This window comes from Nocardioides jiangxiensis (assembly GCF_030580915.1).
GTDB lineage: Bacteria > Actinomycetota > Actinomycetes > Propionibacteriales > Nocardioidaceae > Nocardioides > Nocardioides jiangxiensis.
Genome location: NZ_JAUQTA010000001.1, coordinates 1,811,757 through 1,834,278, shown reverse-complemented (window position 1 = coordinate 1,834,278; position 22,522 = coordinate 1,811,757). Strand labels below are relative to the sequence as shown.

22 protein-coding genes are annotated in these 22,522 nt (G+C 71.7%); 14 read left to right on the top strand and 8 right to left on the bottom strand.

Features of this window, described 5'->3' with window-relative positions; all coding sequences use genetic code 11:
- From mftD to mftA, 4 genes are read right to left on the bottom strand one after another with little or no spacing between them, the layout of a single operon-like run.
- Window positions 1-1,173 carry a pre-mycofactocin synthase MftD gene (mftD, locus tag Q5722_RS08875; protein ID WP_305027853.1) on the bottom strand — a complete coding sequence of 391 codons (1,173 nt, stop codon included), beginning with the start codon at window positions 1,171-1,173 and terminating at the stop codon, window positions 1-3.
- A 14-nt stretch (window positions 1,174-1,187) separates the two neighbouring features.
- Window positions 1,188-2,417, bottom strand: coding sequence for a mycofactocin radical SAM maturase (mftC, locus tag Q5722_RS08870; RefSeq protein ID WP_305027852.1), 1,230 nt, complete (start codon window positions 2,415-2,417; stop codon window positions 1,188-1,190).
- Window positions 2,414-2,701 carry a mycofactocin biosynthesis chaperone MftB gene (gene mftB, locus Q5722_RS08865; protein WP_305027851.1) on the bottom strand — a complete coding sequence of 96 codons (288 nt, stop codon included), beginning with the start codon at window positions 2,699-2,701 and terminating at the stop codon, window positions 2,414-2,416. Before mftB ends, mftC begins: the two co-directional genes overlap by 4 nt.
- Window positions 2,702-2,720: 19 nt before the next feature.
- Window positions 2,721-2,825, bottom strand: a complete 105-nt coding sequence (mftA, locus tag Q5722_RS08860; protein ID WP_305027850.1) for a mycofactocin precursor MftA — start codon at window positions 2,823-2,825, stop codon at window positions 2,721-2,723.
- A 288-nt stretch (window positions 2,826-3,113) separates the two neighbouring features.
- Between mftA and mdo the strand changes: the two genes are divergently transcribed.
- The 4 genes from mdo to mftM all read left to right on the top strand — a co-directional run bounded on the left by mdo (window position 3,114) and on the right by mftM (window position 8,227).
- Window positions 3,114-4,406, top strand: a complete 1,293-nt coding sequence (mdo, locus tag Q5722_RS08855; protein ID WP_305027849.1) for an NDMA-dependent methanol dehydrogenase — start codon at window positions 3,114-3,116, stop codon at window positions 4,404-4,406.
- Window positions 4,407-4,526: 120 nt separating this feature from the next.
- Window positions 4,527-5,765, top strand: coding sequence for an AAA family ATPase (locus Q5722_RS08850; RefSeq protein ID WP_305027848.1), 1,239 nt, complete (start codon window positions 4,527-4,529; stop codon window positions 5,763-5,765).
- An 18-nt stretch (window positions 5,766-5,783) separates the two neighbouring features.
- Window positions 5,784-7,322, top strand: coding sequence for a VWA domain-containing protein (locus tag Q5722_RS08845; RefSeq protein ID WP_305027847.1), 1,539 nt, complete (start codon window positions 5,784-5,786; stop codon window positions 7,320-7,322).
- Window positions 7,319-8,227: a mycofactocin oligosaccharide methyltransferase MftM gene (gene mftM / locus Q5722_RS08840; RefSeq protein WP_305027846.1), complete on the top strand. Its 909-nt coding sequence runs from the start codon at window positions 7,319-7,321 to the stop codon at window positions 8,225-8,227. Before Q5722_RS08845 ends, mftM begins: the two co-directional genes overlap by 4 nt.
- A 31-nt stretch (window positions 8,228-8,258) precedes the next feature.
- Here mftM and Q5722_RS08835 read toward each other — a convergent pair whose 3' ends face one another.
- The 4 genes from Q5722_RS08835 to nicT form a co-directional block, all read right to left on the bottom strand.
- Complete coding sequence (locus Q5722_RS08835) at window positions 8,259-8,963, bottom strand: MadR family response regulator transcription factor (protein ID WP_305027845.1); 705 nt, start codon at window positions 8,961-8,963, stop codon at window positions 8,259-8,261.
- A 14-nt stretch (window positions 8,964-8,977) separates the two neighbouring features.
- Window positions 8,978-10,378, bottom strand: a complete 1,401-nt coding sequence (locus tag Q5722_RS08830) for a sensor histidine kinase (protein WP_305027844.1) — start codon at window positions 10,376-10,378, stop codon at window positions 8,978-8,980.
- Window positions 10,375-11,493, bottom strand: coding sequence for an iron-containing alcohol dehydrogenase (locus Q5722_RS08825; RefSeq protein ID WP_305027843.1), 1,119 nt, complete (start codon window positions 11,491-11,493; stop codon window positions 10,375-10,377). Before Q5722_RS08825 ends, Q5722_RS08830 begins: the two co-directional genes overlap by 4 nt.
- A 134-nt stretch (window positions 11,494-11,627) precedes the next feature.
- Window positions 11,628-12,761 carry a Nickel transporter NicT gene (nicT, locus tag Q5722_RS08820; protein ID WP_305027842.1) on the bottom strand — a complete coding sequence of 378 codons (1,134 nt, stop codon included), beginning with the start codon at window positions 12,759-12,761 and terminating at the stop codon, window positions 11,628-11,630.
- Between the two features lie 172 nt (window positions 12,762-12,933).
- Between nicT and Q5722_RS08815 the strand changes: the two genes are divergently transcribed.
- From Q5722_RS08815 to Q5722_RS08770, 10 genes are all read left to right on the top strand, one after another.
- On the top strand, window positions 12,934-14,130 hold the full coding sequence (locus Q5722_RS08815) for a GAF domain-containing protein (protein WP_305027841.1): 1,197 nt from the start codon (window positions 12,934-12,936) through the stop codon (window positions 14,128-14,130).
- Between the two features lie 125 nt (window positions 14,131-14,255).
- A complete protein-coding gene (exaC, locus tag Q5722_RS08810; protein WP_305027840.1) occupies window positions 14,256-15,779 on the top strand; it encodes an acetaldehyde dehydrogenase ExaC in 1,524 nt (507 codons plus the stop codon).
- 17 nt (window positions 15,780-15,796) lie between these two features.
- Window positions 15,797-16,195: a DUF779 domain-containing protein gene (locus Q5722_RS08805; RefSeq protein WP_305027839.1), complete on the top strand. Its 399-nt coding sequence runs from the start codon at window positions 15,797-15,799 to the stop codon at window positions 16,193-16,195.
- A 13-nt stretch (window positions 16,196-16,208) separates the two neighbouring features.
- Window positions 16,209-16,556 (top strand): hypothetical protein, encoded by a 348-nt coding sequence (locus tag Q5722_RS08800; RefSeq protein ID WP_305027838.1) that lies wholly within the window; start codon window positions 16,209-16,211, stop codon window positions 16,554-16,556.
- A 10-nt stretch (window positions 16,557-16,566) separates the two neighbouring features.
- The gene (locus tag Q5722_RS08795; protein ID WP_305027837.1) at window positions 16,567-17,688 is read left to right on the top strand and encodes a sensor histidine kinase; all 1,122 of its coding nucleotides are present in this window, start codon (window positions 16,567-16,569) and stop codon (window positions 17,686-17,688) included.
- The gene (locus Q5722_RS08790) at window positions 17,685-18,413 is read left to right on the top strand and encodes a LytR/AlgR family response regulator transcription factor (protein ID WP_305027836.1); all 729 of its coding nucleotides are present in this window, start codon (window positions 17,685-17,687) and stop codon (window positions 18,411-18,413) included. The genes Q5722_RS08795 and Q5722_RS08790 overlap by 4 nt, the downstream gene beginning before the upstream one ends.
- Window positions 18,410-18,799 (top strand): DUF485 domain-containing protein, encoded by a 390-nt coding sequence (locus Q5722_RS08785; protein WP_305027835.1) that lies wholly within the window; start codon window positions 18,410-18,412, stop codon window positions 18,797-18,799. The genes Q5722_RS08790 and Q5722_RS08785 overlap by 4 nt, the downstream gene beginning before the upstream one ends.
- A complete protein-coding gene (locus Q5722_RS08780; protein ID WP_305027834.1) occupies window positions 18,796-20,295 on the top strand; it encodes a sodium/solute symporter in 1,500 nt (499 codons plus the stop codon). The genes Q5722_RS08785 and Q5722_RS08780 overlap by 4 nt, the downstream gene beginning before the upstream one ends.
- 138 nt (window positions 20,296-20,433) lie before the next feature.
- Complete coding sequence (locus Q5722_RS08775; RefSeq protein WP_305027833.1) at window positions 20,434-20,778, top strand: DUF485 domain-containing protein; 345 nt, start codon at window positions 20,434-20,436, stop codon at window positions 20,776-20,778.
- Window positions 20,775-22,406, top strand: a complete 1,632-nt coding sequence (locus tag Q5722_RS08770) for a monocarboxylic acid transporter (RefSeq protein ID WP_305027832.1) — start codon at window positions 20,775-20,777, stop codon at window positions 22,404-22,406. Before Q5722_RS08775 ends, Q5722_RS08770 begins: the two co-directional genes overlap by 4 nt.
- The last annotated feature ends 116 nt before the right edge of the window (window positions 22,407-22,522 follow it).

Below are 22,522 nucleotides of genomic sequence, written 5' to 3'. Positions count from 1 at the left end.
TCAGGCTCCGAGGGTGCGCGTGAAGCCCGGCGGGATCACGATGTCGCCCGGGGTCAGGTCCTGCACCGACGACTTGCCCATGCCGAGGAGGGCCGAGTCCATGCCGCCACGGAGGATGTCGAGGACGTTCTCGACACCGGCCTGGCCGTTGGCGGCGAGGCCCCACAGGTACGCGCGGCCGATCATGACCGCCCGGGCGCCGAGGGCGACAGCCTTGACGACGTCGCTGCCGCGGCGCACTCCGCCGTCGAGGACGACCTCGACCTGGTCGCCGACGGCGTCGGCGATCGACGGCAGCACCCGGATCGGGGCCGGCGTGGTGTCGAGGTTGTTGCCGCCGTGGTTGGAGACCGAGATCGCGGTCATGCCCGCGTCCACCGCACGCTTGGCGTCGTCGACCCGGCAGACGCCCTTGAGCATCACGGGGCCGTCCCACTGCGAGCGCAGCCAGGCCAGGTCCTCCCACGTCGGGAGCGGGGTCTGCATCCACTCGTAGTACGCACCGAAGAAGGTCGGCGCCTTGCCGCCCGGCTCGACGAGGTTGGGCGCGGTCAGGTCCGGGATGTAGCCGGCACGGGCGAAGCGGGAGAGCCACCGCGGCCGCGCCAGGGTCTCGGGGGCGAACTGCAGCATGGCCTTCACGTCGAGCTTCTCGGGGATCGAGGGACTCCCCCAGTCACGACCCATCGAGAACGACCAGTCCGTCGTGACGATGAGGCCGCGGACGCCCGCCGCCTTGGCTCGCTCGAGGCGCTGCAGGATCGCGTCCCGGCTGCCCAGCCAGTAGATCTGGAAGAACGTCTGGGGGTTGGCCGCGACCACCTCCTCGACCGGCTTGCTCGCGAACGAGCTCAGCCCGGTGATGGTGCCGCGAGCGGCCGCGGCACGCGCGATGGCGACCTCGCCGTCGGGGTGCACGGCCTGCACACCGGTGGGCGAGCAGATCACCGGCAGCGAGATCTCCTCGCCCATGACGGTGGTGGCCAGGTCGCGCTTCGCGGACAGGCCGGCACAGTGCGGGGCGAGGCCGAGCTCGCCGAACGCCGTGGTGTTGTCGTCGTAGCTGACGCCCTTCTCCGAGCCGGCCAGCAGCGCGCTGTAGACGGACTTCGGGAGACGCTTCTTCGCGCGCCGCTGGGCCTCGGCGACGGTCTCGAACCAGGTCGTGGACATGACAGGGTGACTCCTCAGATGGGGCTCTCGTTGCAGAACCGGTCGGGCAGCTTGGTGGTGGCGGGGCCCAGCGACGTCGGGCGTCCGGGCATGCCGAGCACGACGGCGGCGGGGCGCGAGTGGTCCTGCGACGCCTGCGGCAGGCCGGAGCCGTCGCGGTTGGCCAGGGCCGCCTCGCTGTTGCCCTTCACGCATTCCGGGTCGGGGCCGTCGAGCGGCAGGCCGGTGAAGAACTTGGCGGCCATGCACCCGCCCCGGCACGCGTCGAACGCCGAGCAGGAGGCGCACGCGCCACCCGACTGCGGCTCGCGCAGCTGGGTGAAGAGCGCGGACTGCTGCCAGACCTGCTGGAAGCCTCCGTCCTCGAGCAGGTTGCCGGCCTTGAACGTGTCGTGGATGGCGAACGGGCAGGCGTAGACGTCGCCCACGGGGTCGATCAGGCAGACGACACGGCCGGCACCGCAGAGGTTGAGGCCGGGCAGCGCGTCGCCGAAGGCGGCGAGGTGGAAGAAGGAGTCCCCGGTGAGGACGCCCTCGCCCTTGGCGACCAGCCAGTCGTAGAGGAAGCGCTGGTCCTCCGCGGTCGGGTGCAGGTCGTCCCAGACGTCCGCACCGCGCCCGCTCGGCCGCAGCCGGGTGATCCGGAGCGTCGCACCGAAGCGGTCGGCGAGGGCCTGGAACTCGTCGAGCTGCCGCACGTTCTCCCGCGTCACGACGACGGAGATCTTGGAGTCCCTGAAGCCGGCGTCCTTGAGGTTCTGCAGCGCACGGACGGCCATGTCGAAGGAGCCGCGTCCCCGGACCGCGTCGTTGACCTCGGCGGTCGCGCCGTCCAGGGAGATCTGGACGTCGACGTAGTCGCTCGCCGCCAGCCAACGGGCCCGCTCGGGGGTGATCCGGACGCCGTTGGTGGAGAACTTCACGCCGACGTCGTGCGCGACGGCGTACTCCAGGAGCTCCCAGAAGTCGGGGCGCACGGTCGGCTCGCCGCCGCCGATGTTCACGTAGAAGACCTGCATGCGCTGGAGCTCGTCGATGACCGCCTTCGCCTGCTCGGTGCTGAGCTCGCGGGGGTCACGGCGGCCGGACGAGGACAGGCAGTGGACGCACGCGAGGTTGCACGCGTAGGTGAGCTCCCAAGTGAGGCAGATCGGCGCGTCCAGGCCGTGCTCGAACTGGTCGACGAGCCGTGGGACGGGAGTGCGCTCCGGGGCGTGTGCCGGGCGGGTGGGGGTGAGTGTCATGACGCTGCCGCCTCCTGACGCGGGCTGATCATGCCGGAGCGGGCCAGGGTGGCCAGGGCCGACAGGTAACGGGGGTGGTCGGCCTCGGCGATGCCGGCGGTGCGGAGTGCCGCGAGCGCCGAGGCCGACCGGTCGAGTGCCTCCACGACCCGCACGAGGGCGAGGTCCTTGAGGAACGAGAGGCGGCGCGATCCGAAGTCGTAGACGAGGGCACCGAACGGCTCGGGCCGGAGTACGACGGACGGCGTGCGCCGCCACGCGCCCTGCGGGTCGAAGGAGGTCATGGGGTCTCGTCCTCCCGGGTCAGTAGACGCCGCACATGCCGTCGATCGAGACCTCCTCGACGAGGAGCTCCTCCTCGAGCAGGTCGGTGTCGACGTCGGCGGAACGGGTGGTGTGAGCGGACATTTCCGGACTCCCTTCAGGTGGTTGGTGCCGTGGCAGAACCGACGTTAGGCAGCGGCGGCCGCGCTCAGCGCCGTCCGGAAGTGCACATCGGCCCGTCCGTTCGGAGGGGTTCGCGAGGCCTCGTCAGGCACGCGTCGACCGGCCCTCTCCGACCGGACAGGTGAGGTCCGGACCAAGCGGCCAGCACCCCCTCCTCACGCCGGATGGTTTGCGTTTCCCGTCCTCACACCCCGGCTGTGACGCGCCTTACGTTCGCCGATGTCACCCGTCCCAACAGGAGGTTTTCCCATGCAGGTTGACGAGCTGCTCAAGCCCTTCCCGATCAAGGAGTTCCACCCGTTCCCGCGTGCCCTCATGGGTCCGGGAGCGCACGAGCTCATCGGTCCCGAGGCCATCAAGCTGGGCTTCACCAAGCCCCTGGTCATGACGTCGGGCCTGCGTGGCACCAACGTCGTGCAGAAGATCGTGGACTCGCTGAAGTACCACGGCCTCGAGGCCGTCGTGTACGACAAGGTCGAGTCCAACCCCAAGGACTACAACGTCATGGACGCGGTGGCCCTGTACCAGCAGAACAAGTGCGACTCGTTCATCTCCATCGGTGGCGGCTCCTCGCACGACGCCTGCAAGGGCGCACGCATCTCCGTCGCCCACGACGGTCGCAACGTCAACGACTTCGAGGGCTTCAACAAGTCCGAGAACCCGAACAACCCACCGCACATCGCCGTCTCCACCACGGCCGGCACCGGCTCGGAGACCTCGTGGGCCTATGTCATCACCGACACCACGACGGACCCCGACAACCCGCACAAGTACGTCGCGTTCGACGACGCGTCGGTGGCCACCCTCGCCATCGACGACCCGGTGCTCTACTTCGACTGCCCGGTCGACTACACCGCGCAGTGCGGCTTCGACGTGCTCGCCCACGCCTCCGAGCCGTACGTCTCGCGCCTCAACTTCGAGCCCTCGCTCGGCAACGCGATCCGCGCCATCAAGCTGACCGCGGAGAACCTCCGCGAGGCGGTCTGGAACGGCCAGGACCTCAAGGGCCGCGAGGGCATGATGTACGCCCAGTACATCGCCGCCCAGGCGTTCAACTCCGGCGGCCTCGGCATCATCCACTCGATCTCGCACGCGGTGTCGGCGTTCTACGACACCCACCACGGCCTGAACAACGCCATCGCGCTGCCCCGCGTGTGGGCGTTCAACATGCCGGCCCAGTACGGCCGGTTCGCCGACATCGCCGAGGCGATGGGCGTCGACACCCGCGGCATGACGAAGGTCCAGGCCGCCGACGCGGCGCTGGCGGCCGCCATCCGGCTCCTGCGCGACGTCGGCATCCCGGAGAACTTCGTCTCCGTCACCCAGGACACCTACTCCAAGAACCGCCTCGGCCAGGGTCCGACGAAGTACTACGAGAACGCGAAGGTGATCAAGGGCGACGCCGAGGACGTCGACCGGATCACGAACCACGTCCTCGGCGACGCCTGCACCCCCGGCAACGCCAAGGAGTGCACCTTCGAGACGGTGCGCCCCGTCGTCGAGCACTGCATGACCGGCGACCTGGACGACCTCCTGTCCTGAGCCTGTCGCGTGACCGACCCACGGTCACCCGCGTCTCGGTCCGGCCCGGGCGGGCACCCAGCCCCCGGGCCGGACCGGTCCACCCCTCCCCCTTCACTGACGTCGCCCCAGGAGGCACCCATGTCCGCCCAACCCCTCGACGACCAGACCTTCGACAGCCAGCCCGGCGGCCACCGGGGCTTCGTCGACGTCGGCGACGTCATCGACCAGTTCGCCGACCACGGCTACCTCGCCGACCAGCGCCTCGCCACCACCGTCTTCCTCCAGGCCCACCTCGAGAAGCCGATCCTGCTCGAGGGGCCGGCCGGCGTCGGCAAGACCCAGCTGGCGAAGTCGCTGGCCGAGGTCACCGGGCGGCGGCTGCTCCGGCTGCAGTGCTACGAGGGCCAGGACGAGACCACCGCCCTGTACGAGTGGGACTACGGCAAGCAGCTCCTCTACACCCAGCTGATGCGCGAGAAGGTCGGCGCCCTCGTCGCCGACGCCCCCGACCTCGCCACGGCCGTCGACACCCTCGCCGGGGAGGAGAGCGTCTTCTTCTCCGAGCGCTTCCTGGCCGCGCGCCCCTTGCTCGAGGCGATCCGCTCGGAGGAGCCGGTGATCCTGCTCGTCGACGAGGTGGACCGTGCGGACGAGGCGCTCGAGGCCGTGCTGCTCGAGCTCCTCGCGGAGTACCAGGTCTCGGTGCCCGAGCTGGGCACCTTCCGCGCCCGTCACACGCCGTACGTCATCCTCACCTCGAACAACACCCGCGACCTGTCCGCGGCCCTCAAGCGGCGCTGCCTGCACCTCTTCCTCGACTACCCCGACGCCGAGCGCGAGCTGGACATCATCCGCTCCAAGCAGACCGGTCTCCCCGACGAGCTGGCCCGCCAGCTGGTCGGCATCGTCCGCGGCCTGCGCGAGCTCGACCTGCGCAAGGCACCGAGCATCTCCGAGACCGTCGACTGGGCGCGGACCCTGGCCGTCCTCGGTGCCGAGGAGCTCACCGCCGAGACGCTGTCGGCGACCGCCAACGTGGTCGTGAAGTACGAACGCGACCTTCGCCGGGCGCTCGAGGCGCTGCCGCGCATGGTCGACCCGAACGCCGTCGTCCCCGACCACCTCCACGGTCACGGTCACGGGCACGGGCACGACCACGGGCACGACCACGGGCACGACCACGGGCACGGGCACGCGAAGGGCGCTCACACCCACGGTGACGCCGACGAGCCCGACGGGGCAGAGGTACGCCGCGCGATGGACCTCCCCGGCCGGCACGACGAGGCGTACTACGGCACCGGCTCGATGGGCCCCGCGCGCCCCGTGCCCGCCGGCCAGGGCGCCCGCTCGTTCGGCTCCCGCCGCCGGCCCTTCTGACGCGGGAGAGGCTGAGCCATGGACGGCGCGCTCCACCGCTTCGTGCGGCTGCTGCGGCTGCACGGTGTCCGTATCGGGATCTCCGAGGTCGTCGACGCGTCCCGTGCCGCAGGTGCGCCCGGTGTCCTCGAGGACCGGGACCTGCTGCGCAGCGCGCTGCGCGTGACGCTGGTCAAGGACCAGCGCGACGAAGCGGCGTTCGACCGGGTCTTCGACCGGTTCTTCCACCTGCGTGCCGTGCTCGACTCGCCCGATGAGCACGGGCACTCGCACGCCCACGACGACCTGGAGGACGACGGCGACCTGGAGGAGTTCGTGCTCTCGGAGGAGCCCGGCCGGACGCCTGACCAGGGGCACAGCCACGGCAAGCCCCAGGACATCCGCGACTTCTTCGACCCCGAGGACCTCGCGCAGCAGTACAACCTCCACCAGGAGGCCAACAAGCTCGACATGGCCTCGATGACCGACGAGATCGTGCTCTCCAACGACGGCGCGGACTCCCGGGCCGACGCCGCGCGGGTCCAGCTGGACACCTCCCGGCTGCACAACCCGGGCCGTCCGGGCAAGATCGCCGACCGCCCCGGGACACGGCTCGACTCGGAGCTGACCGTAGCCGAGGAGATGGCCCTCCTGGCCTGGCTCGACGAGGGCGAGGACGAGACGGTCGAGGGCAGCACGGTCGGCGCGGGAGAGCTCGCCGCGCTCCGCACGGCGCTCTCCGGCCTCCTCGAGGGACTGCCCGACGCACTGCAGCGCCACCTCGAGGAGCTGCTCGCCACCGAAGCCGCGATCGAGACCCGTGAAGCGCGGGCTCGCGAGATCGACCGGATCGGCGAGGCGGAGCGCGCCACCCTCGAGGAGTCACTGCGCCGGCTGGTCCGCAGCCTGCACGGCGCTCCCCGCGCCCGTCGCCGGGAGGCGGCGCGTGGCAGCATCGACGGCTCGCGCACGATGCGCCGCAACCTGCGCAGCGACGGGGTGCCCTTCCGGCCGGTGACGGTCGCGAAGGTGACCGACCGCCCGCGGCTCCTGGTGCTGGCCGACGTGTCGCTCTCGGTCCGCGCCGCGGCCCGCTTCACGCTCCAGCTGGTCCACGGGCTGCAGGGCATGGCCTCGCACGTGCGGACCTTCGCCTTCGTCTCCGACCTGGTCGAGGTGACCGACCTCTTCGCCGAGCACCAGATGGAGGAGGCACTCTCGCTGACCCTGTCCGGGCTCCCCGCAGGAGGCGTCCTCGACGTCGACACCGACTCCGACTACGGCGCGGCGTTCGGCCAGTTCCTCGACGAGTTCGGCGGAGGCGTCAACCGGCGCACCACCGTCGTCGTCCTCGGCGACGGGCGGAGCAACGGCAACGACCCCGGCCTGCGTGCCTTCGAGGAGATCGCGCGCCGGGCTCGCGAGACGATCTGGATCACCCCCGAGCCGCGCTGGTCGTGGGGGCTGGGCAGCTGCGACCTGCCGGCGTACGCCGCCCACTGCGACCGGGTCCACGTCGTACGCGACCTCGCCGGTCTCGACCTCGTGACCTCCCACCTGACGGAGGTGGCGCGATGACCCTCGCCGCACCGATCGACCCGCTGCCCGCCGGCGCCCGCGGCGTGTACGCCGACGACCTGGTCGAGGTCGTCCGGACCCGTGAGGTCCCGCCGGGCGCCGTCCGGACGGTGTCGTTCGCGTTCTGGACCGACCACGACCGGGTCCACCTCGCGCACGACCTCCCACCCGCGCGGATCGACAACGACCTCGCGGGCCTCGTGGCGGCCGAGCTGTTCGCCCCCGGCTGGCTGGAGGGGAGCGAGCTCTTCGAACGGCTGATGACCGGGCTCGTCGTCAGCTCGGCGGACGACGCGCTGACGGCCTGGACCCTCTTCTACCGCAACACCCTGGACCGGCTCGCCGGGCTCACCCACGGCTCGGTCCCCCGCGCCGCCGTGCCACCAGCGAGCGACCTGGTCGAGGGCTCGCTCGCGGGCTACGCACCGGTCTATGCGCACGCGGCAGGCCTGATCGAGCCGGGTTCGGTCCTCGAGCTCGGCAGCTGCTTCGGCTTCTTCAGCCTCTTCGCCGCCGACCGCTTCGACGTGACGGCGAGCGACCTGTCGGCCAACACCGTGCGCCTGCTCGCGCGCGTCGCACCGCTGCTGGGCCGGACGATCGACACCGTCATCTGCGACGCCGCGCGGGTGCCGCGACCCTCGAGGTCGTACGACACCGTGGTCGCCCTGCACCTGCTCGAGCACCTGCCGGTCGAGCACGGGGTCGCCGTCCTCCGCGAGATGCAGCGGCTGGCCCGGCGACGCGTCGTGGTCGCGGTCCCGTTCGAGGACGAGCCGACGGCTGCCTACGGGCACGTGCGCGTCTTCACCTCCCGCACCCTCGTCGAGATGGCCGACGCGAGCGGGTGGTGGTGGACGGTCCACGAGCACCACGGAGGGTGGCTGGTCCTGGACCGGCCCTGAGGCGGTGGCGGCCGCGCGTGCCGCCACCGCTCTAGATGAAGCCCTCCTTGCTGGCCACGTAGACCGCCTCGGCGCGCCGGGAGACCTGCAGCTTCCGCATGATGTTGCAGACGTGGAACTTCGCCGTGGTCTCGGAGATGAAGAGCTGCTGGCCGATCCCCCGGTTGGACATGCCGCGTGCGAGCAGTCGCAGGACGTCCTGCTCCCGGTCGGTCAGCTGCCGGTTCTCGGCCGCCGAGCCGGCGTTGATGCCCCGCACCATGGCCGCGGCACTGCGCGAGTCGAACGCGCTCTCGCCCCGGTTGACCGCGCGGATCGCCCGCACGAGCTCGGAGGTGTCGACCTCCTTGACGACGTAGCCGCGCGCTCCCTGGTGGATCGCCTCCAGGACGAGGTGGTCGTCGATGACGGTGGTGAGCACCAGGACCGCGACCTCCGGATGCGCCTTGTGCAGCCGGGCACACAGCTCGATGCCCTCGTTGTCGGTCGAGGGCGAGAGCCGCAGGTCCAGGAGCACGACCTCGGGGCGGGTCGAGGCGACGACCGCGAGCGCCTGCGCCGACGAGCCGGCCTCGCCGACGACCCGCAGGTCGGCCTCGCGTTCGAGGACCGAGCGAAGTCCCTGGCGCACCATCGCGTGGTCGTCGACGAGGACGATGCCGATGCTGGCGACGCCCTGCGAGAGCGGGGTGGGGTCGGGCCCGGGCAGATCGGCGGCCGTGGTCATGGTGGTCATGGGAATCGCGCTCCTCAGGTGGTGGCGGATGCTGAAGCGGGGACGAGGGGGATGCGGGACTCGACGGCGACGCCGCCGGCGCGCGACCGGCGGATCGAGAAGGTGCCGCCGAGCGCCTCCGCGCGGAGCGCCATGCCCACCAGCCCCCGATGCCGGCCGTCGGCGGTCCCGCGCCGGGCCAGCCGGACGGTCCGGCGCATCGCGGCCGGGTCACCGTCGCCGTCGTCGCTCACGCGGAGGACGACAGCCGAATCGAGGTAGCGCAGCCGCACCAGCGCCTTCCGGGCATCGGAGTGCATCGCGACGTTGAAGAGCGCCTCCCCCGCGGTGCGCGCGAGAGCGTGCTCTGCCGCCGTCCCCAGGGGGATCGGACTGCCCTCCACGCGGAGCCGCACGGTCAGGTGCGGACGGTGCTGGGAGGCCACTTCGGCGAGCAGCTCGGGAAGGCTCGCGACGTCCTCGGCCGCACGTTCGTGGTGCAGTGCGTAGATGACCGACCGGAGCTGCTCGGTGGCGGTCGACATCAGGTCGCGCGCACGGTCGAGCTCTGTGAGGGCGGTGGCGGCCGCCTGCGGGTGCGTACCCGGCGCCAGGTCGCGCCGGGCGACCTCGAGCACGAGGCCGGCCGTCAGCACGGTCTGGGCCACGCTGTCGTGGAGCTCGAGGGCGATGCGCCGGCGTTCGTTGTCGATCAGCTCGCGCTGGTCGGCCACCCGCAGCCGCTGCTCGGCGGCACGCAGCTCCTCGTCCCGCACCGAGAGGAGCCGGGCCTGCTCCGAGACCTCGTCGAAGAGCTGGTGGGCACGCCTCTGCTGGGCGAGACCGGTCCGGTAGAGGTCGCCGGTGTGCAGCGAGACCGCTGCGAGGTTCGCGAGGATGTGGAGCGCCGACAGGTCGGGTGTCTCCAGCGGGACGTCACCGTGTGGCGCCACCACGAGCGCGCCGATCGCGTGGCCGTCGAGGAGCATCGGTACGACGACGGCGCCCGCGTCGTTCTGCATCGCCCGGGTCGGCAGGATCCCCGAGGAGATCGCCTCGATCGCCTCCGTCGCATCCGGCGGGAGCTCACCGAGAGCGTCCCGGACCAGACCGACGGCGTCGAGGGCGAGGAACCGCGGCCGCGTCGACGGCAGCGCATGCGCCGTCAGCGCGAGCAGCGCCCACCGGGCGTCAAGGTGACGGGAGGCGACCCGCACGATCTTCTCCAGCAGCGGTCGCGGACCCTCCACGGGGTGCACGAGCGCACCGGAGATGGAGTCCATGGCAGCAACGGTGCGCTGCAGCCGCTCGTTCGACCGCTGGTAGGCGTTGTAGTACGTCTGCTTGCCGGAGCGGACACCGGTGAGCGCAGCCAGGTCGGGCAGGGACCGCCGCCCGCCGTCGGTCGGTGGCCGTGAGCGCGGCTGGGTGGTCACAGCGACTCGCGGAAGATCCCGGCGATGTCGTCCTGGCCCGCGGGACGAGGGTTCGTGGCGAGGCAGGCGTCGCGTACGGCGGTGATGGACATGCGCTCGACGTCCTGGTCGGTCACCCCGAGGGCCCCGAGGCGGCGCGGGGCGCCCACGGACTCGGCGAGGTCCTGGACGTACTGCGCGAGCAGCTCGGCCGCCTCAGCCGCTGGAACGCCGGCCACCGGGAGGCCCATGGCTCCGGCGAGGACCGCGAACCGCTCCGGGACCACAGCCGCGTTGAACCGGATCACGTGCGGGAGCAGGACGCCGTTGACCACGCCGTGCGGCAGGTCGAACAGACCACCGACCTGGTGGCTCATCGCATGCGTCGCACCGAGGATCGAGTTGGAGAAGGCGAGGCCCGCCTCGAGGCTGGCCTGGGCCATCCAGAGCCGCGCCTGCTCGTCGCCGGGCGCCTCGACGTTGCGCCGGAGGGCCTGCGCGACGAGGCGCGCAGCCGAGAGCGCGTGCCCGTCCGCCAGCGGGTTGTGGCCGAGGGACACGAACGACTCGACCGCGTGGGTCAGGGCGTCGAGCCCGGTGGCAGCCGCGAGGTCCTGCGGCATCGTGCTCAGCAGGCGGGGATCCGTCACGGAGATGTCGGGCACCAGGGAGCGGCCCATGATGGTCATCTTCACGGCGTGCGCCGTGTCCGTGACGATGCAGAACTGGGAGACGTCGGACCCGGTGCCCGCGGTGGACGGGATCATCAGGAGGGGCGGGATCGGGTTCACGACCCGGTCGACCCCGGCGTAGTCGCTGATGGAGCCACCGTTGCCGCTCAGGATCGCGACCCCCTTGGCGGCGTCCAGCGCGGAGCCGCCCCCGATGCCGATGATGACGTCGCCACCGCACTCGACGTACGCCGCGAGCGCCGCGTCGATCTCGTGGTCTTTCGGGTTGGGGGTGACACCGGCCCAGACCTGCGGGTCGAGGCCGACGTCGCGCAGGTGGTGGACCAGCTCGGCGACCCACCCTGCGTCGATGATGCCGGGGTCCGTGACGACGAAGGGCCGGCGTGCACCGAGGCGTCCCGCGCAGAACCCCGCCTCCGCGAGGGAGCCGAGTCCGAACACCATCTCCGGGACGTGGAACTTCAGCAGACGTCGTTCGTCTCTCTGGAGCGGGCGCACTGCTGCGGATGTCGCGAGCATCGAACGAATACCTCCTCGACCCGTCACCGGCGTCGCACCCGAGTGACGGTTGCCACACGCTAGTTGCGCCAAGGTTGCAATCCGGTTGCGCCGGGACCGGCTGCGGCGCCGGGCGTCGCGGCCGTGGCCGCACCCCACCGCTCCTCGACGCGGGCGACCTTCCAGAACGCGACCGAGCCCGCCCAGGCGAGCAGGAAGAGCAGCACGATGCCGTAGCCGACGTACTCCAGGTCGAGGTCGAGGAAGACCCGGAGCGGGCCGCCGAGCTGCTCGCCGAGCATCGTCCCGAGGGTCGCGACGCCGATCGCCAGCGCGACCACCACGGAGAGCGCCGTGACGGTCAGGTTGTAGTAGACCTTCCGGACCGGACGGGAGAAGGCCCACCCGTAGGCGACGTTCATGAAGGCGCCGTCGAGGGTGTCGAGCAAGGACATCCCGGCCGCGAAGAGGACCGGCAGCGTGACCACTGCCCACCAGGGCAGGCTCGCCACCGCGGCACCTCCGGCGATCACCAGGAGCCCGATCTCGCTGACCGTGTCGAAGCCGAGACCGAAGAGGAAGCCGATCGGGTACATGTGCCACGGCTTGCGCACCGCGCGGTTGACCCTGGCGAGCAGGCGGCTGAGGAGCCCACGTGCGTCGAGGCTGCGGTCGAGCGCCGCCTCGTCGTAGTGCCCGCGCCTCATGCCACGGAAGACCCGCACGATCCCGACGAGCGCCGTCAGGTTCAGCGCCCCGATCGCGAGGAGGAAGACCCCGCTGACGGACGGACCCCAGACGTCCGCGGTCCGGAGCAGGGCGGAGTCGGTGTCCTGCACGCCGGTGGCCAGCGCCCTGACCCCGAAGGCGATGCCCATCACCATCGCGAGGACGACCGAGCTGTGGCCCAGGCTGAACCAGAAGCCGACGCTGACGGGGCGCTGGCCGTCGGCCATCAGCTTCCTGGTCGTGCCGTCGATGGCGGCGATGTGGTCGGCGTCGAAGGCATGCCGCATGCCGAGGGTGTACGCCGTCAGGCCGAGGCCGAGCCCGAGGACGCCGTCACCGACCGCGTAGTGACGCGGGGCGACGACCCCCAGCAGCAGGCCCCATCCGAGGAGGTGCAGGGCGAGCACGAAGCCGAGGGTCCGCAGGAGCGACGCCTTCTCCTCGCGGCCGAGGACCGGACGACGGGCGGTGCTGGTCATGGTCATGTCCGCGACCATGGGTGTTGTTGCGAGGGCTTCGCAACAAGCCGGAGCGAGGACCGTCCGGTCGGAGAGGGCGGTCGGCCCGGATGGCCAGCCAGGTGCCCCGCCCCGTCGGCCGAGGCCGGACGCCGCGCTCGCAACGTCGTTGCAACGTGAACGGTGTCACACTGTCCAGATGGACACCGGGATGCGTGCCGAGGTCGCCGCGTCGTGGCACCGGTCCGCCGCGGCCGGTGTTCCCGCCGACGAGGTGGCGGCGCCGATCACCCTCGACGACGGCCAGCTGCGGTCGGTGCGCGCCGACCACCCGCTCGCCCGGGTCTTCCCGCTCCTCGACGACGTCCTCGGCCAGGCGGCCCGCGACTGCGATGCGGTGATGGCCGTCTCCGACGAGGCCGGCCAGCTGCTGTGGGTCTGCGGCTCGGGCACGGCCCTGCGTCGCGCGGAGTCGATCGGCTTCGTGGAGGGCAGCAACTGGGACGAGCGGCTCGCGGGCACCAACGCACCCGGCCTGGCGCTGCGGCTGGACCAGCCCAGCAGCATCGTCCGGGGAGAGCACTTCCGCCACGCCGTGCGCGGCTGGAGCTGTGCAGCGGCACCCATCCACGACCCGGGCAGCTCCCAGCTCCTGGGCGTCCTCGACGTCACCGGCGGCGACGAGATCGTCGTCCCCCAGACGATGGCGCTGGTGCGGGCGACCGTCCGGCTCGCCGAGACCGAGCTGGCGCGTGACCGGCTGGTCAGCCGGGTCCCGAGCCCGCGCTCGGGCCGTCCCTGCATCCGCATCGAGGCGCTCGGCCGCAACGACGCCCTCCTCAGCATCGACGACGACCGTGGCCACACGGGGCACCTGCGCCTCTCGCCCCGCCACAGCGAGCTCGTCCTGCTCCTGGCGAGCACGCCCCGCGGCCTCTCCGGCGACGAGCTGAGCGTGCTCCTCTACGAGGACGAGAGCGGCTCCTCGACGCTGCGTGCCGAGCTCAACCGCCTCCGCCACCTCCTCGGAGACACGTTCTTCGGATCCCGGCCCTACCGGCTGCTCACCGACGTCGCCGGCGACTGGCTGGCGATCGAGGCGCACCTGGCGGCCGGAGACGTCGCCGGAGCGCTGCGCAGCTTCCGGGGCCCTCTGCTCCCGCGGTCGACGGCGCCGGGCGTCGTACGCCTGCGGGAGGTGCTCACGGAGCAGCTCCGGGCCGCCGTCATGCACGCCGGCCAGCCGGACCTGATGTCCGCCTGGACACGGTCCGCGTGGGGAGCAGACGACTACGAGATGTGGATGCGGCAGCGCGACCTGCTGCCGCCGGGCTCCCCGCTGTGGGCGCTGGCCCAGGGCCAGCTGGCCCGGCTGGACCGCGAGTTCGCGCACTGACCTCTCCGTTCGGACAGGTTTTGCCAGCGGCACCGGCACAGCAACGTGGTCGCAACGTCCCGGCTCCTAGCGTCATGTGAACGGCGTCACAGTCGACGCCCGGTCCCACACACAGGAGCATTCAGATGACCATCTACGCAGCCCCGGGCCAGCCGGACTCGCTCGTCTCCGTCAAGAGCCGCTACGGCCACTTCATCGGTGGCGAGTGGGTGGACCCGATCAAGGGTCAGTACTTCGAGAACATCTCGCCGGTCAACGGCAAGCCCTTCACCGAGATCGCCCGCGGCACCGCCGAGGACATCGAGGCCGCGCTCGACGCCGCGCACGCCGCCTTCCCCACGTGGAAGAAGACCTCGGCCACCGAGCGCGCGAACCTCCTCAACAAGATCGCCGACCGGATCGAGGAGAACCTCGAGTCGATCGCGGTCGCCGAGTCGTACGACAACGGCAAGCCGGTGCGCGAGACGCTCGCCGCCGACATCCCGCTGACGATCGACCACTTCCGCTACTTCGCCAGCGTGCTGCGCGCCCAGGAGGGCACCGCCGGCGAGCTGGACGAGAACACGGTCGCCTACCACTTCCACGAGCCGCTCGGCGTGGTCGGCCAGATCATCCCGTGGAACTTCCCGATCCTGATGGCGGCGTGGAAGCTGGCACCCGCCCTGGCCGCCGGCAACTGCGTCGTCCTCAAGCCGGCCGAGCAGACCCCGTGGTCGATCCTCAAGGTCCTCGAGGTGATCGCCGACCTGCTCCCGGCCGGCGTGCTCAACGTCGTCAACGGCTTCGGCGTCGAGGCCGGCAAGCCGCTGGCCACCTCGAGCCGCGTCGCGAAGGTCGCCTTCACCGGCGAGACCACGACCGGCCGCCTGATCATGCAGTACGCCGCGGAGAACATCATCCCGGTCACCCTCGAGCTCGGCGGCAAGTCGCCCAACGTCTTCTTCGAGTCGGTGGCGGCCGAGAAGGACGCCTTCTACGACAAGGCTCAGGAGGGCTTCGCGCTCTTCGCCCTCAACCAGGGCGAGGTCTGCACCTGCCCGTCGCGTGCGCTGATCCAGGAGTCGATCTACGACGAGTTCCTCGACGACGCCGTCGTCCGCGTGGAGAAGATCATCCAGGGCAACCCGCTCGACACCACCACGATGATCGGCGCGCAGGCCTCCCAGGACCAGCTGGAGAAGATCCTGTCCTACATCGAGATCGGCAAGGCCGAGGGCGCGAAGGTCCTCACCGGCGGCGAGCGCAACGTCCTCGACGGGGACCTCGCCGGCGGCTACTACGTGAAGCCGACCATCTTCGAGGGCCACAACAAGATGCGGATCTTCCAGGAGGAGATCTTCGGCCCCGTCGTCTCCGTGGCGAAGTTCAGCGACGAGGCGGAGGCGCTCGAGACCGCCAACGACACGCTCTACGGCCTCGGCGCCGGTGTCTGGTCGCGCGAGGGCTCGCAGGCCTACCGTGCGGGCCGGGAGATCCAGGCCGGCCGCGTCTGGACGAACTGCTACCACCTCTACCCCGCGGGTGCGGCGTTCGGCGGCTACAAGCAGTCCGGCATCGGTCGCGAGACCCACAAGATGATGCTCGACCACTACCAGCAGACGAAGAACCTCCTGGTGTCGTACTCCCCCGACGCCCTCGGCTTCTTCTGACAGGCGGTGACCCGGTGATGACCAGTCCTCTTCCGCACCGGGTCGACCTCACCGGTGAGGCGGCGGAGCTCCTCCGCCGCCTCACCACCGAGCACGGCCCGCTGATGTTCCACCAGTCCGGCGGATGCTGCGACGGCTCCGCCCCCATGTGCTACCCCGACGGCGAGTTCCGCCTCGGGGGCTCCGACGTCCACCTGGGCGACCTCGACATCGGCCTGGACCGCGCGGTGCCCGTGTGGATGTCGAAGTCCCAGTTCGAGTACTGGAAGCACACCCACCTGACCATCGACGTCGTGAAGGGCCGCGGAGCCGGCTTCTCCGTGGAGGCGCCGCACGGCGTGCGGTTCCTGATCCGCTCGCGGATCCTCACCGACGAGGAGTACGCCGCGCTCGAGGCTGCCGGGAGCGGGGTCTGACATGGCCGGGGTGATGCGCGAACGCAGCATGCAGGCACCCGGCGGCACAGGCCGGTCGAAGCGCTCGCTGGTCCAGCGGGGCTGGGTCGTGGTGGCCACGCACCGCGGGCCGTGGCGGGCCGGCGGTCCCCACCCGTGGGGCACCGCGCACCTCAAGCGGATCGGCGCCGCGCAGACCGCCTGCGGCCAGCCGGCCCAGGGCTGGCGCGGCTTCTGGCACCTCGACTTCCGCACCGACGTCGACAGTCCGTGCCCCGCGTGCACGGCCGTCCTGCGCGCGGAGACCGGCGACGCGGGCGGCCGGACGGACACCCCGTCGGGTGTCCGCTCGGGCATCCCCTCGGGCGCCCCGGAGGCCTAGGCTGGCGAGCGTGCGGTGGCGGCGGTCGAGGCGGTCCCGGCTCGGCGGCGAGGCCGACCGGGCCACGTTCCGCACGCTCCACACCGCCGGACTCGCCTCGCCCGCGCTGCGCGAGGGGCTGACCACGGCCAGCGCGACCCGGGCGAGCCGGCACCTGCGGGCGCTCCTGGGCGTACCTGCCCTGGCGCTGACCGACGACCGTGCGGTGCTGGCCTGGGACGGCGCCGACGACCACCACCGCGAGCACGCGGCGCGGCTGGCCGGGCAGGCGGCGGCGAGCGGCCGCACCACCGTGGCCGGTCCCCACGACCTCGACTGTGGCCGGTCGGGCTGCCAGGCACGGCATGCGATCGTGGCGCCGATCGTCGTCGACGACCGGATCGTCGGCACCCTCCAGGCGTACGCCGACCACTCCTCCGGCGCCCTGGTGCGCGCGACCGACGAGGTGACCCGCTGGGTCGCCGGCCAGCTGGAGCTGGCCGAGCTCACCGGCAGCCGGACGCGGCTGGCCGAGGCCGAGCTGCGTGCGCTGCGCGCCCAGATCAGCCCGCACTTCGTCTACAACGCCCTGACCACCATCGCCAGCTTCGTGCGCACCGACCCCGACCGCGCCCGCGACCTGCTGCTCGACTTCGCGGACTTCACCCGCTACTCGTTCCGGCGCCACGGCGACTACACCACGCTGGCCGAGGAGCTGAAGTCCGTCGAGCGCTACCTGCTGCTGGAGCAGGCGCGCTTCGGCGACCGGCTCCAGGTCACGCTGCGGGTGGCCCCCGAGGTGCTGCCCGTCGTCGTCCCCTACCTCTGTCTCCAGCCGCTGGTCGAGAACGCCGTGAAACACGGCCTGGCCCGCACCGACGGCGCCGGCCAGATCAGCATCGTGGCCCGCGACCACGACCAGGAGTGCGTGCTGGAGGTCGAGGACAACGGCGCCGGCGAGGACCCCGAGCGGGTGCGCCGCGCACTCGCCGGCGACACCGAGCTGGACTCGGTCGGCCTGGGCAACGTCGACCAGCGGCTCCGTACCAGCTTCGGCGACGACCACGGCCTCGTCGTGGAGACGGCGCCGGGTGCCGGCACCAAGGTGATCCTCCGGGTCCCCAAGTTCGCACCGGGAGTGAGCATCGGATGAAGCAGATGGACGTCCTCGTCGTCGACGACGAGGCCCCCGCCCGCGACGAGCTGGCCTGGCTGCTGGAGCGCGACCCGCGCATCGGCACCGTGCGCTCCGCTGGCTCCGCCGCCGAGGCCCTGCGGGTGCTGCAGGAGGGCAGCGTCGACGCGGTCTTCCTCGACATCCACATGCCCGGCCTCAGCGGGCTCGACCTGGCGCAGGTCCTCTCGAACTTCAAGGAGCCGCCACCGGTCGTCTTCGTGACCGCCCACGACGAGCACGCCGTCGACGCCTTCGACCTGCGCGCGGTCGACTACGTGCTCAAGCCGGTGCGCGAGGACCGCCTTGCCGAGGCGGTCCGCCGCCTGGTCGCCGGGCAGGCACCCCCGGCCCGGGAGGCCGACGACCAGATCCCGGTCGAACGCGGCGGCGTCACGCGCTTCATCCGGCGGCGCGACGTCCGCTACGTCGAGGCACAGGGCGACTACGCCCGCCTGCACACCGCGACCGACAGCCACCTGGTCCGGACACCACTGACCACGCTCGCCGAGCAGTGGGCACCGGCCGGATTCGTGCGGATCCACCGCTCCCTGCTGGTCAACCTCGCGCACGTGCGCGAGGTCCGCATGGACGAGGGCCGGTGCACGGTGGTCGTCGGCGACGTCCCGCTGCAGGTCAGCCGCCGGCACACGCGGGAGCTCCGGGAGGTGCTCACCCGCCGCACACCACGGAGCACGCCGTGAGCGACATCCCGCCGCCACCGCGCGTCCGGGTGACCGGGCCGCCCCGCCACACCACCCGGCGTACGCCGCTGCCGCGAGCGCGCGAGATCGACGCGGCCACGCCGGTCGGCGAGATCTACCTCGGCTCGTTGCTGCGCGAGCAGGCCCGGCTGGCGGCGCGGATCCTCGCCGTGCTCTTCGGTGTGCTCGGGTCGGTGCCGCTGGTCTTCCACCTGTGGCCCGCCCTCGCGGCGCACCGGGTGGTCGGCGTACCCGTCGCGTGGTGGGTGCTCGGGGTGCTCGCCTACCCGTTCCTGCTGCTGCTCGGCTGGGCCTACGTCCGGCGGGCCGAGCGCAACGAGCGCGACTTCGCGGCCCTCGTCGACGTGGTCGCGGAGGAACCGTGACCGGCATCGTCGCGGTCGTCCTGGTCACTGTGGCGACCCTGGTGATCGGGGCGTGGGGCCTGCGGTTCTCGCGCACCACGAGCGACTTCTACGTCGCGTCGCGCACGGTGCGCCCGGCGCTCAACGCCAGCGCGATCGGCGGCGAGTACCTCTCCGCCGCGTCGTTCCTCGGGGTCGCGGGCCTGCTCCTCGTCTTCGGCGCCGACATGCTCTGGTACCCGGTCGGCTGGACCGCGGGCTACCTCGTCCTGCTCGTGCTCGTCGCGGCGCCGCTGCGGCGCAGCGGGGCCTACACGCTGCCGGACTTCGCCGAGGCCCGCATGGGGTCGCGCCGGGTCCGCGGGCTCTGCTCGGCGATGGTGGTGGGCATCGGCTGGCTCTACCTGCTGCCGCAGTTCCAGGGCGCCGGCGTGACGCTGTCGGCCACGACGGGGGCGCCGAGCTGGGTCGGGCCGGTCGTGGTCGCCGTGGTCGTGCTGGTCAACGTCACCTCGGGCGGCATGCGGTCGATCACCTTCGTGCAGGCGTTCCAGTACTGGCTCAAGCTCACCGCCCTGCTGCTCCCGGCGGCCGTGCTCGTCGCCGTCTGGATCGGCGACGGACGGCCGGCGCCCACCACCCGCGGTCCGGCAGCGTGGGACCTGCCGCTCGCCGACGGCGGGGCCCTCGGCCTGTACACGACCTGGTCGCTGATCCTCGCGACCTTCCTCGGCACGATGGGCCTGCCCCACGTCGTCGTCCGCTTCTACACGAACCCCGATGGCCGCGCCGCCCGCCGCACGACGCTCTTCGTGCTCGCACTGCTCGGGCTCTTCTACGTCATTCCGCCGGTCTACGCCGCCCTCGGACGCGTGTACGCCGGAGACCTCGCCGCCCGCGGCACCGGCGACACCCTCGTGCTCGATCTGCCCTCCCTGGTGCTGCCCGGCCTGTCCGGGGACCTGCTGACCGGGCTGGTGACGGCCGGGGCGTTCGCTGCGTTCCTCTCGACGAGCTCGGGGCTCTCGATCGCGGTCGCCGGCGTCCTCAGCCAGGACCTCACCGGCCGGCTGCCGAGAGCCCGCAGCGGTCCGGTGACGGCGTTCCGGCTGGGCGCTGCGCTCGCGGTCCTCGTGCCTGCCGCTGCGGCCCTCGCCGCACCCGACGTACCGGTCGCGCGGGTGGTCGGCCTCGCCTTCGCCCTCGCCGCCTCGACCTTCGCGCCGCTGCTGCTGCTCGGCATCTGGTGGCGGGGGCTCACGCCGGCCGGCGCGATCGCCGGTCTCGTCGTGGGCGGGATCGGCTCCGGCGTGAGCGTGGTGTGGACCCTCGCCGACCCGGCGCGCGAGGGCTGGGTCGACGCCCTGCTCGGTCAGCCGGCGGCGTGGAGCGTCCCGCTGGCGTTCCTGACGATGGTCGGCGTCTCGCGTGCGACGGCGGCCTCGGTGCCACCCCACGTGCGCCGGTTCCTGGTCCGGCTGCACACCCCCGAGGCCGTCGAGCTCGACCGCGGCTGACCGCTCGTCGCCGCAGACGGACCGCTCGTCGCACGACCCTTCCCGCCGGGCGCACGGACCGGCCGCACCCCTGCCGCAGGACTTGTGACGGGCGCCACATTGAGCGCGTCAGATTCGTGCTCCTGAAAGGCCCCCGTCATGAGCAGCTCCGTCCACGAGCAGGCCGACCGGCACGACCCGGTCTACGACCGGCTCCACGCGACGCCGGAGTTCCACGAGCTCCGCACCCGCTACCGCGGGTTCGCGTTCCCGGCGACCGTCGCCTTCCTCACCTGGTACCTCACCTATGTGGTCCTCTCCAACTGGGCGGGCGACTTCATGTCCACGAAGGTCGTCGGCAACATCAACGTCGCCCTCGTCTTCGGCCTGCTGCAGTTCGCGACGACGTTCGCGATCGCCTGGCTCTACGCGCGCTACAGCAACGCGCGCCTCGACCCGCTCGCCCGCTCGCTCAACGCCCAGTACGAGGAGGGCCGGCGATGAACCACCAGCTCCTGACCACCGTGCTGTTCCTGTCGGTCGTCGCCCTGACGATCGGCATCACGATCCGTGCCAGCCGCACCTCGTCCGGCGCGACCGACCACTACGCCGGCGGCCGCTCGTTCTCGGGCTTCCAGAACGGCCTCGCGATCGGTGGCGACTACATGTCGGCCGCGTCGTTCCTGGGCATCTCCGGCGCCATCGCCCTCTACGGGTACGACGGCTTCCTCTACTCCATCGGCTTCCTGGTCGCGTGGCTCGTCGCCCTGCTCCTGGTCGCCGAGGTGCTCCGCAACTCGGGCCGCTACACGATGGCCGACCAGCTCGCCTACCGGATGCGGCAGCGCCCGGTCCGGACCGCGGCCGCGACCTCGACGGTCGTCGTCTCGATCTTCTACCTGCTCGCCCAGATGGTCGGTGCCGGTGCCCTGGTGACCCTGCTGCTCGGCGTCACCTCCGAGACGGTCAAGAACCTGACCGTCGTCGGCGTCGGCGCACTGATGATCTTCTACGTCACCGTCGGTGGCATGAAGGGCACCACCTGGGTGCAGATCGTGAAGGCCGTGCTGCTGATGGCCGGCTCGGCGCTGATCGTCGTCCTCGTCCTGGCGAAGTTCGACTTCAACCTCTCCGACCTCCTCGGCACCGCGGCGTCCAACTCGGGACACGGCAAGGAGTTCCTCGAGCCCGGCCTGAAGTACGGCGCGACCACGACGTCCAAGATCGACTTCCTGTCACTCGGCATCGCGCTCGTGCTCGGCACGGCCGGCCTGCCCCACATCCTGACCCGCTTCTACACCGTCCCCACGTCGAAGGACGCCCGCAAGTCGGTGCTCTGGGCGATCGGCCTGATCGGAGCCTTCTACCTCTTCACGCTGGTCCTCGGCTTCGGCGCTGCCGCCCTGCTCAAGGGCGACACGATGGCCGAGGTCAAGACCTCCGGCGGCAACCTCGCCTCGCCGCTCCTGGCCGAGGCGGTCGGCGGCGGCTCGGGCTCGACCGGCGGCGCCATCCTGCTGGCGCTCATCGCGGCGGTCGCCTTCGCGACGATCCTCGCGGTGGTCGCCGGCCTGACCCTCACCTCGTCGGTCAGCGTGGCCCACGACCTCTACAACTCGGTCTGGCGCAAGGGCCAGGCCTCCGAGAAGGAGGAGCTCAAGGTCAGCCGGTACGCCGCTGCCGGCATCGGCCTGGTCGCGATCCTGCTCGCCATCCCGGCGCAGAAGCTCAACATCGCATTCCTCGTCGCCCTCGCCTTCGCGGTCGCGGCATCGGCCAACCTGCCGGCGATCCTCTACAACATGTTCTGGCGGCGCTTCAACACCCGCGGTGCCGTCTGGAGCATCTACGGCGGCCTCGTCTCGGCGGTCGGCCTGGTCATCTTCTCGCCGGTGGTCTCCGGCAAGGGCCTCGACCCGGTCACGGGCAAGAACCTCTCCCTCCTGCCCGCCTCGATCGACATCTCCTGGTTCCCGCTGGAGAACCCGGGCATCGTCTCGATCCCGCTGGGCTTCTTCCTCGGCTGGCTCGGCACCGTGACCTCCCGCGAGAAGGCCGCGGAGGAGCGCTACACCGAGCTCGAGGTCCGCGCCCTGACCGGTGCGGGCGCGGAGGGCGCCATCTCGCACTGACCGACCCGGCCCGGCGCTGCAACGTGATTGCAGCGCCGGGTCGGCACCATCGACACCACACCCTGTGACCCATGCCATAGCTGCCCCTAGGCTGCGAGAAGAAGGAAGTACCCCGC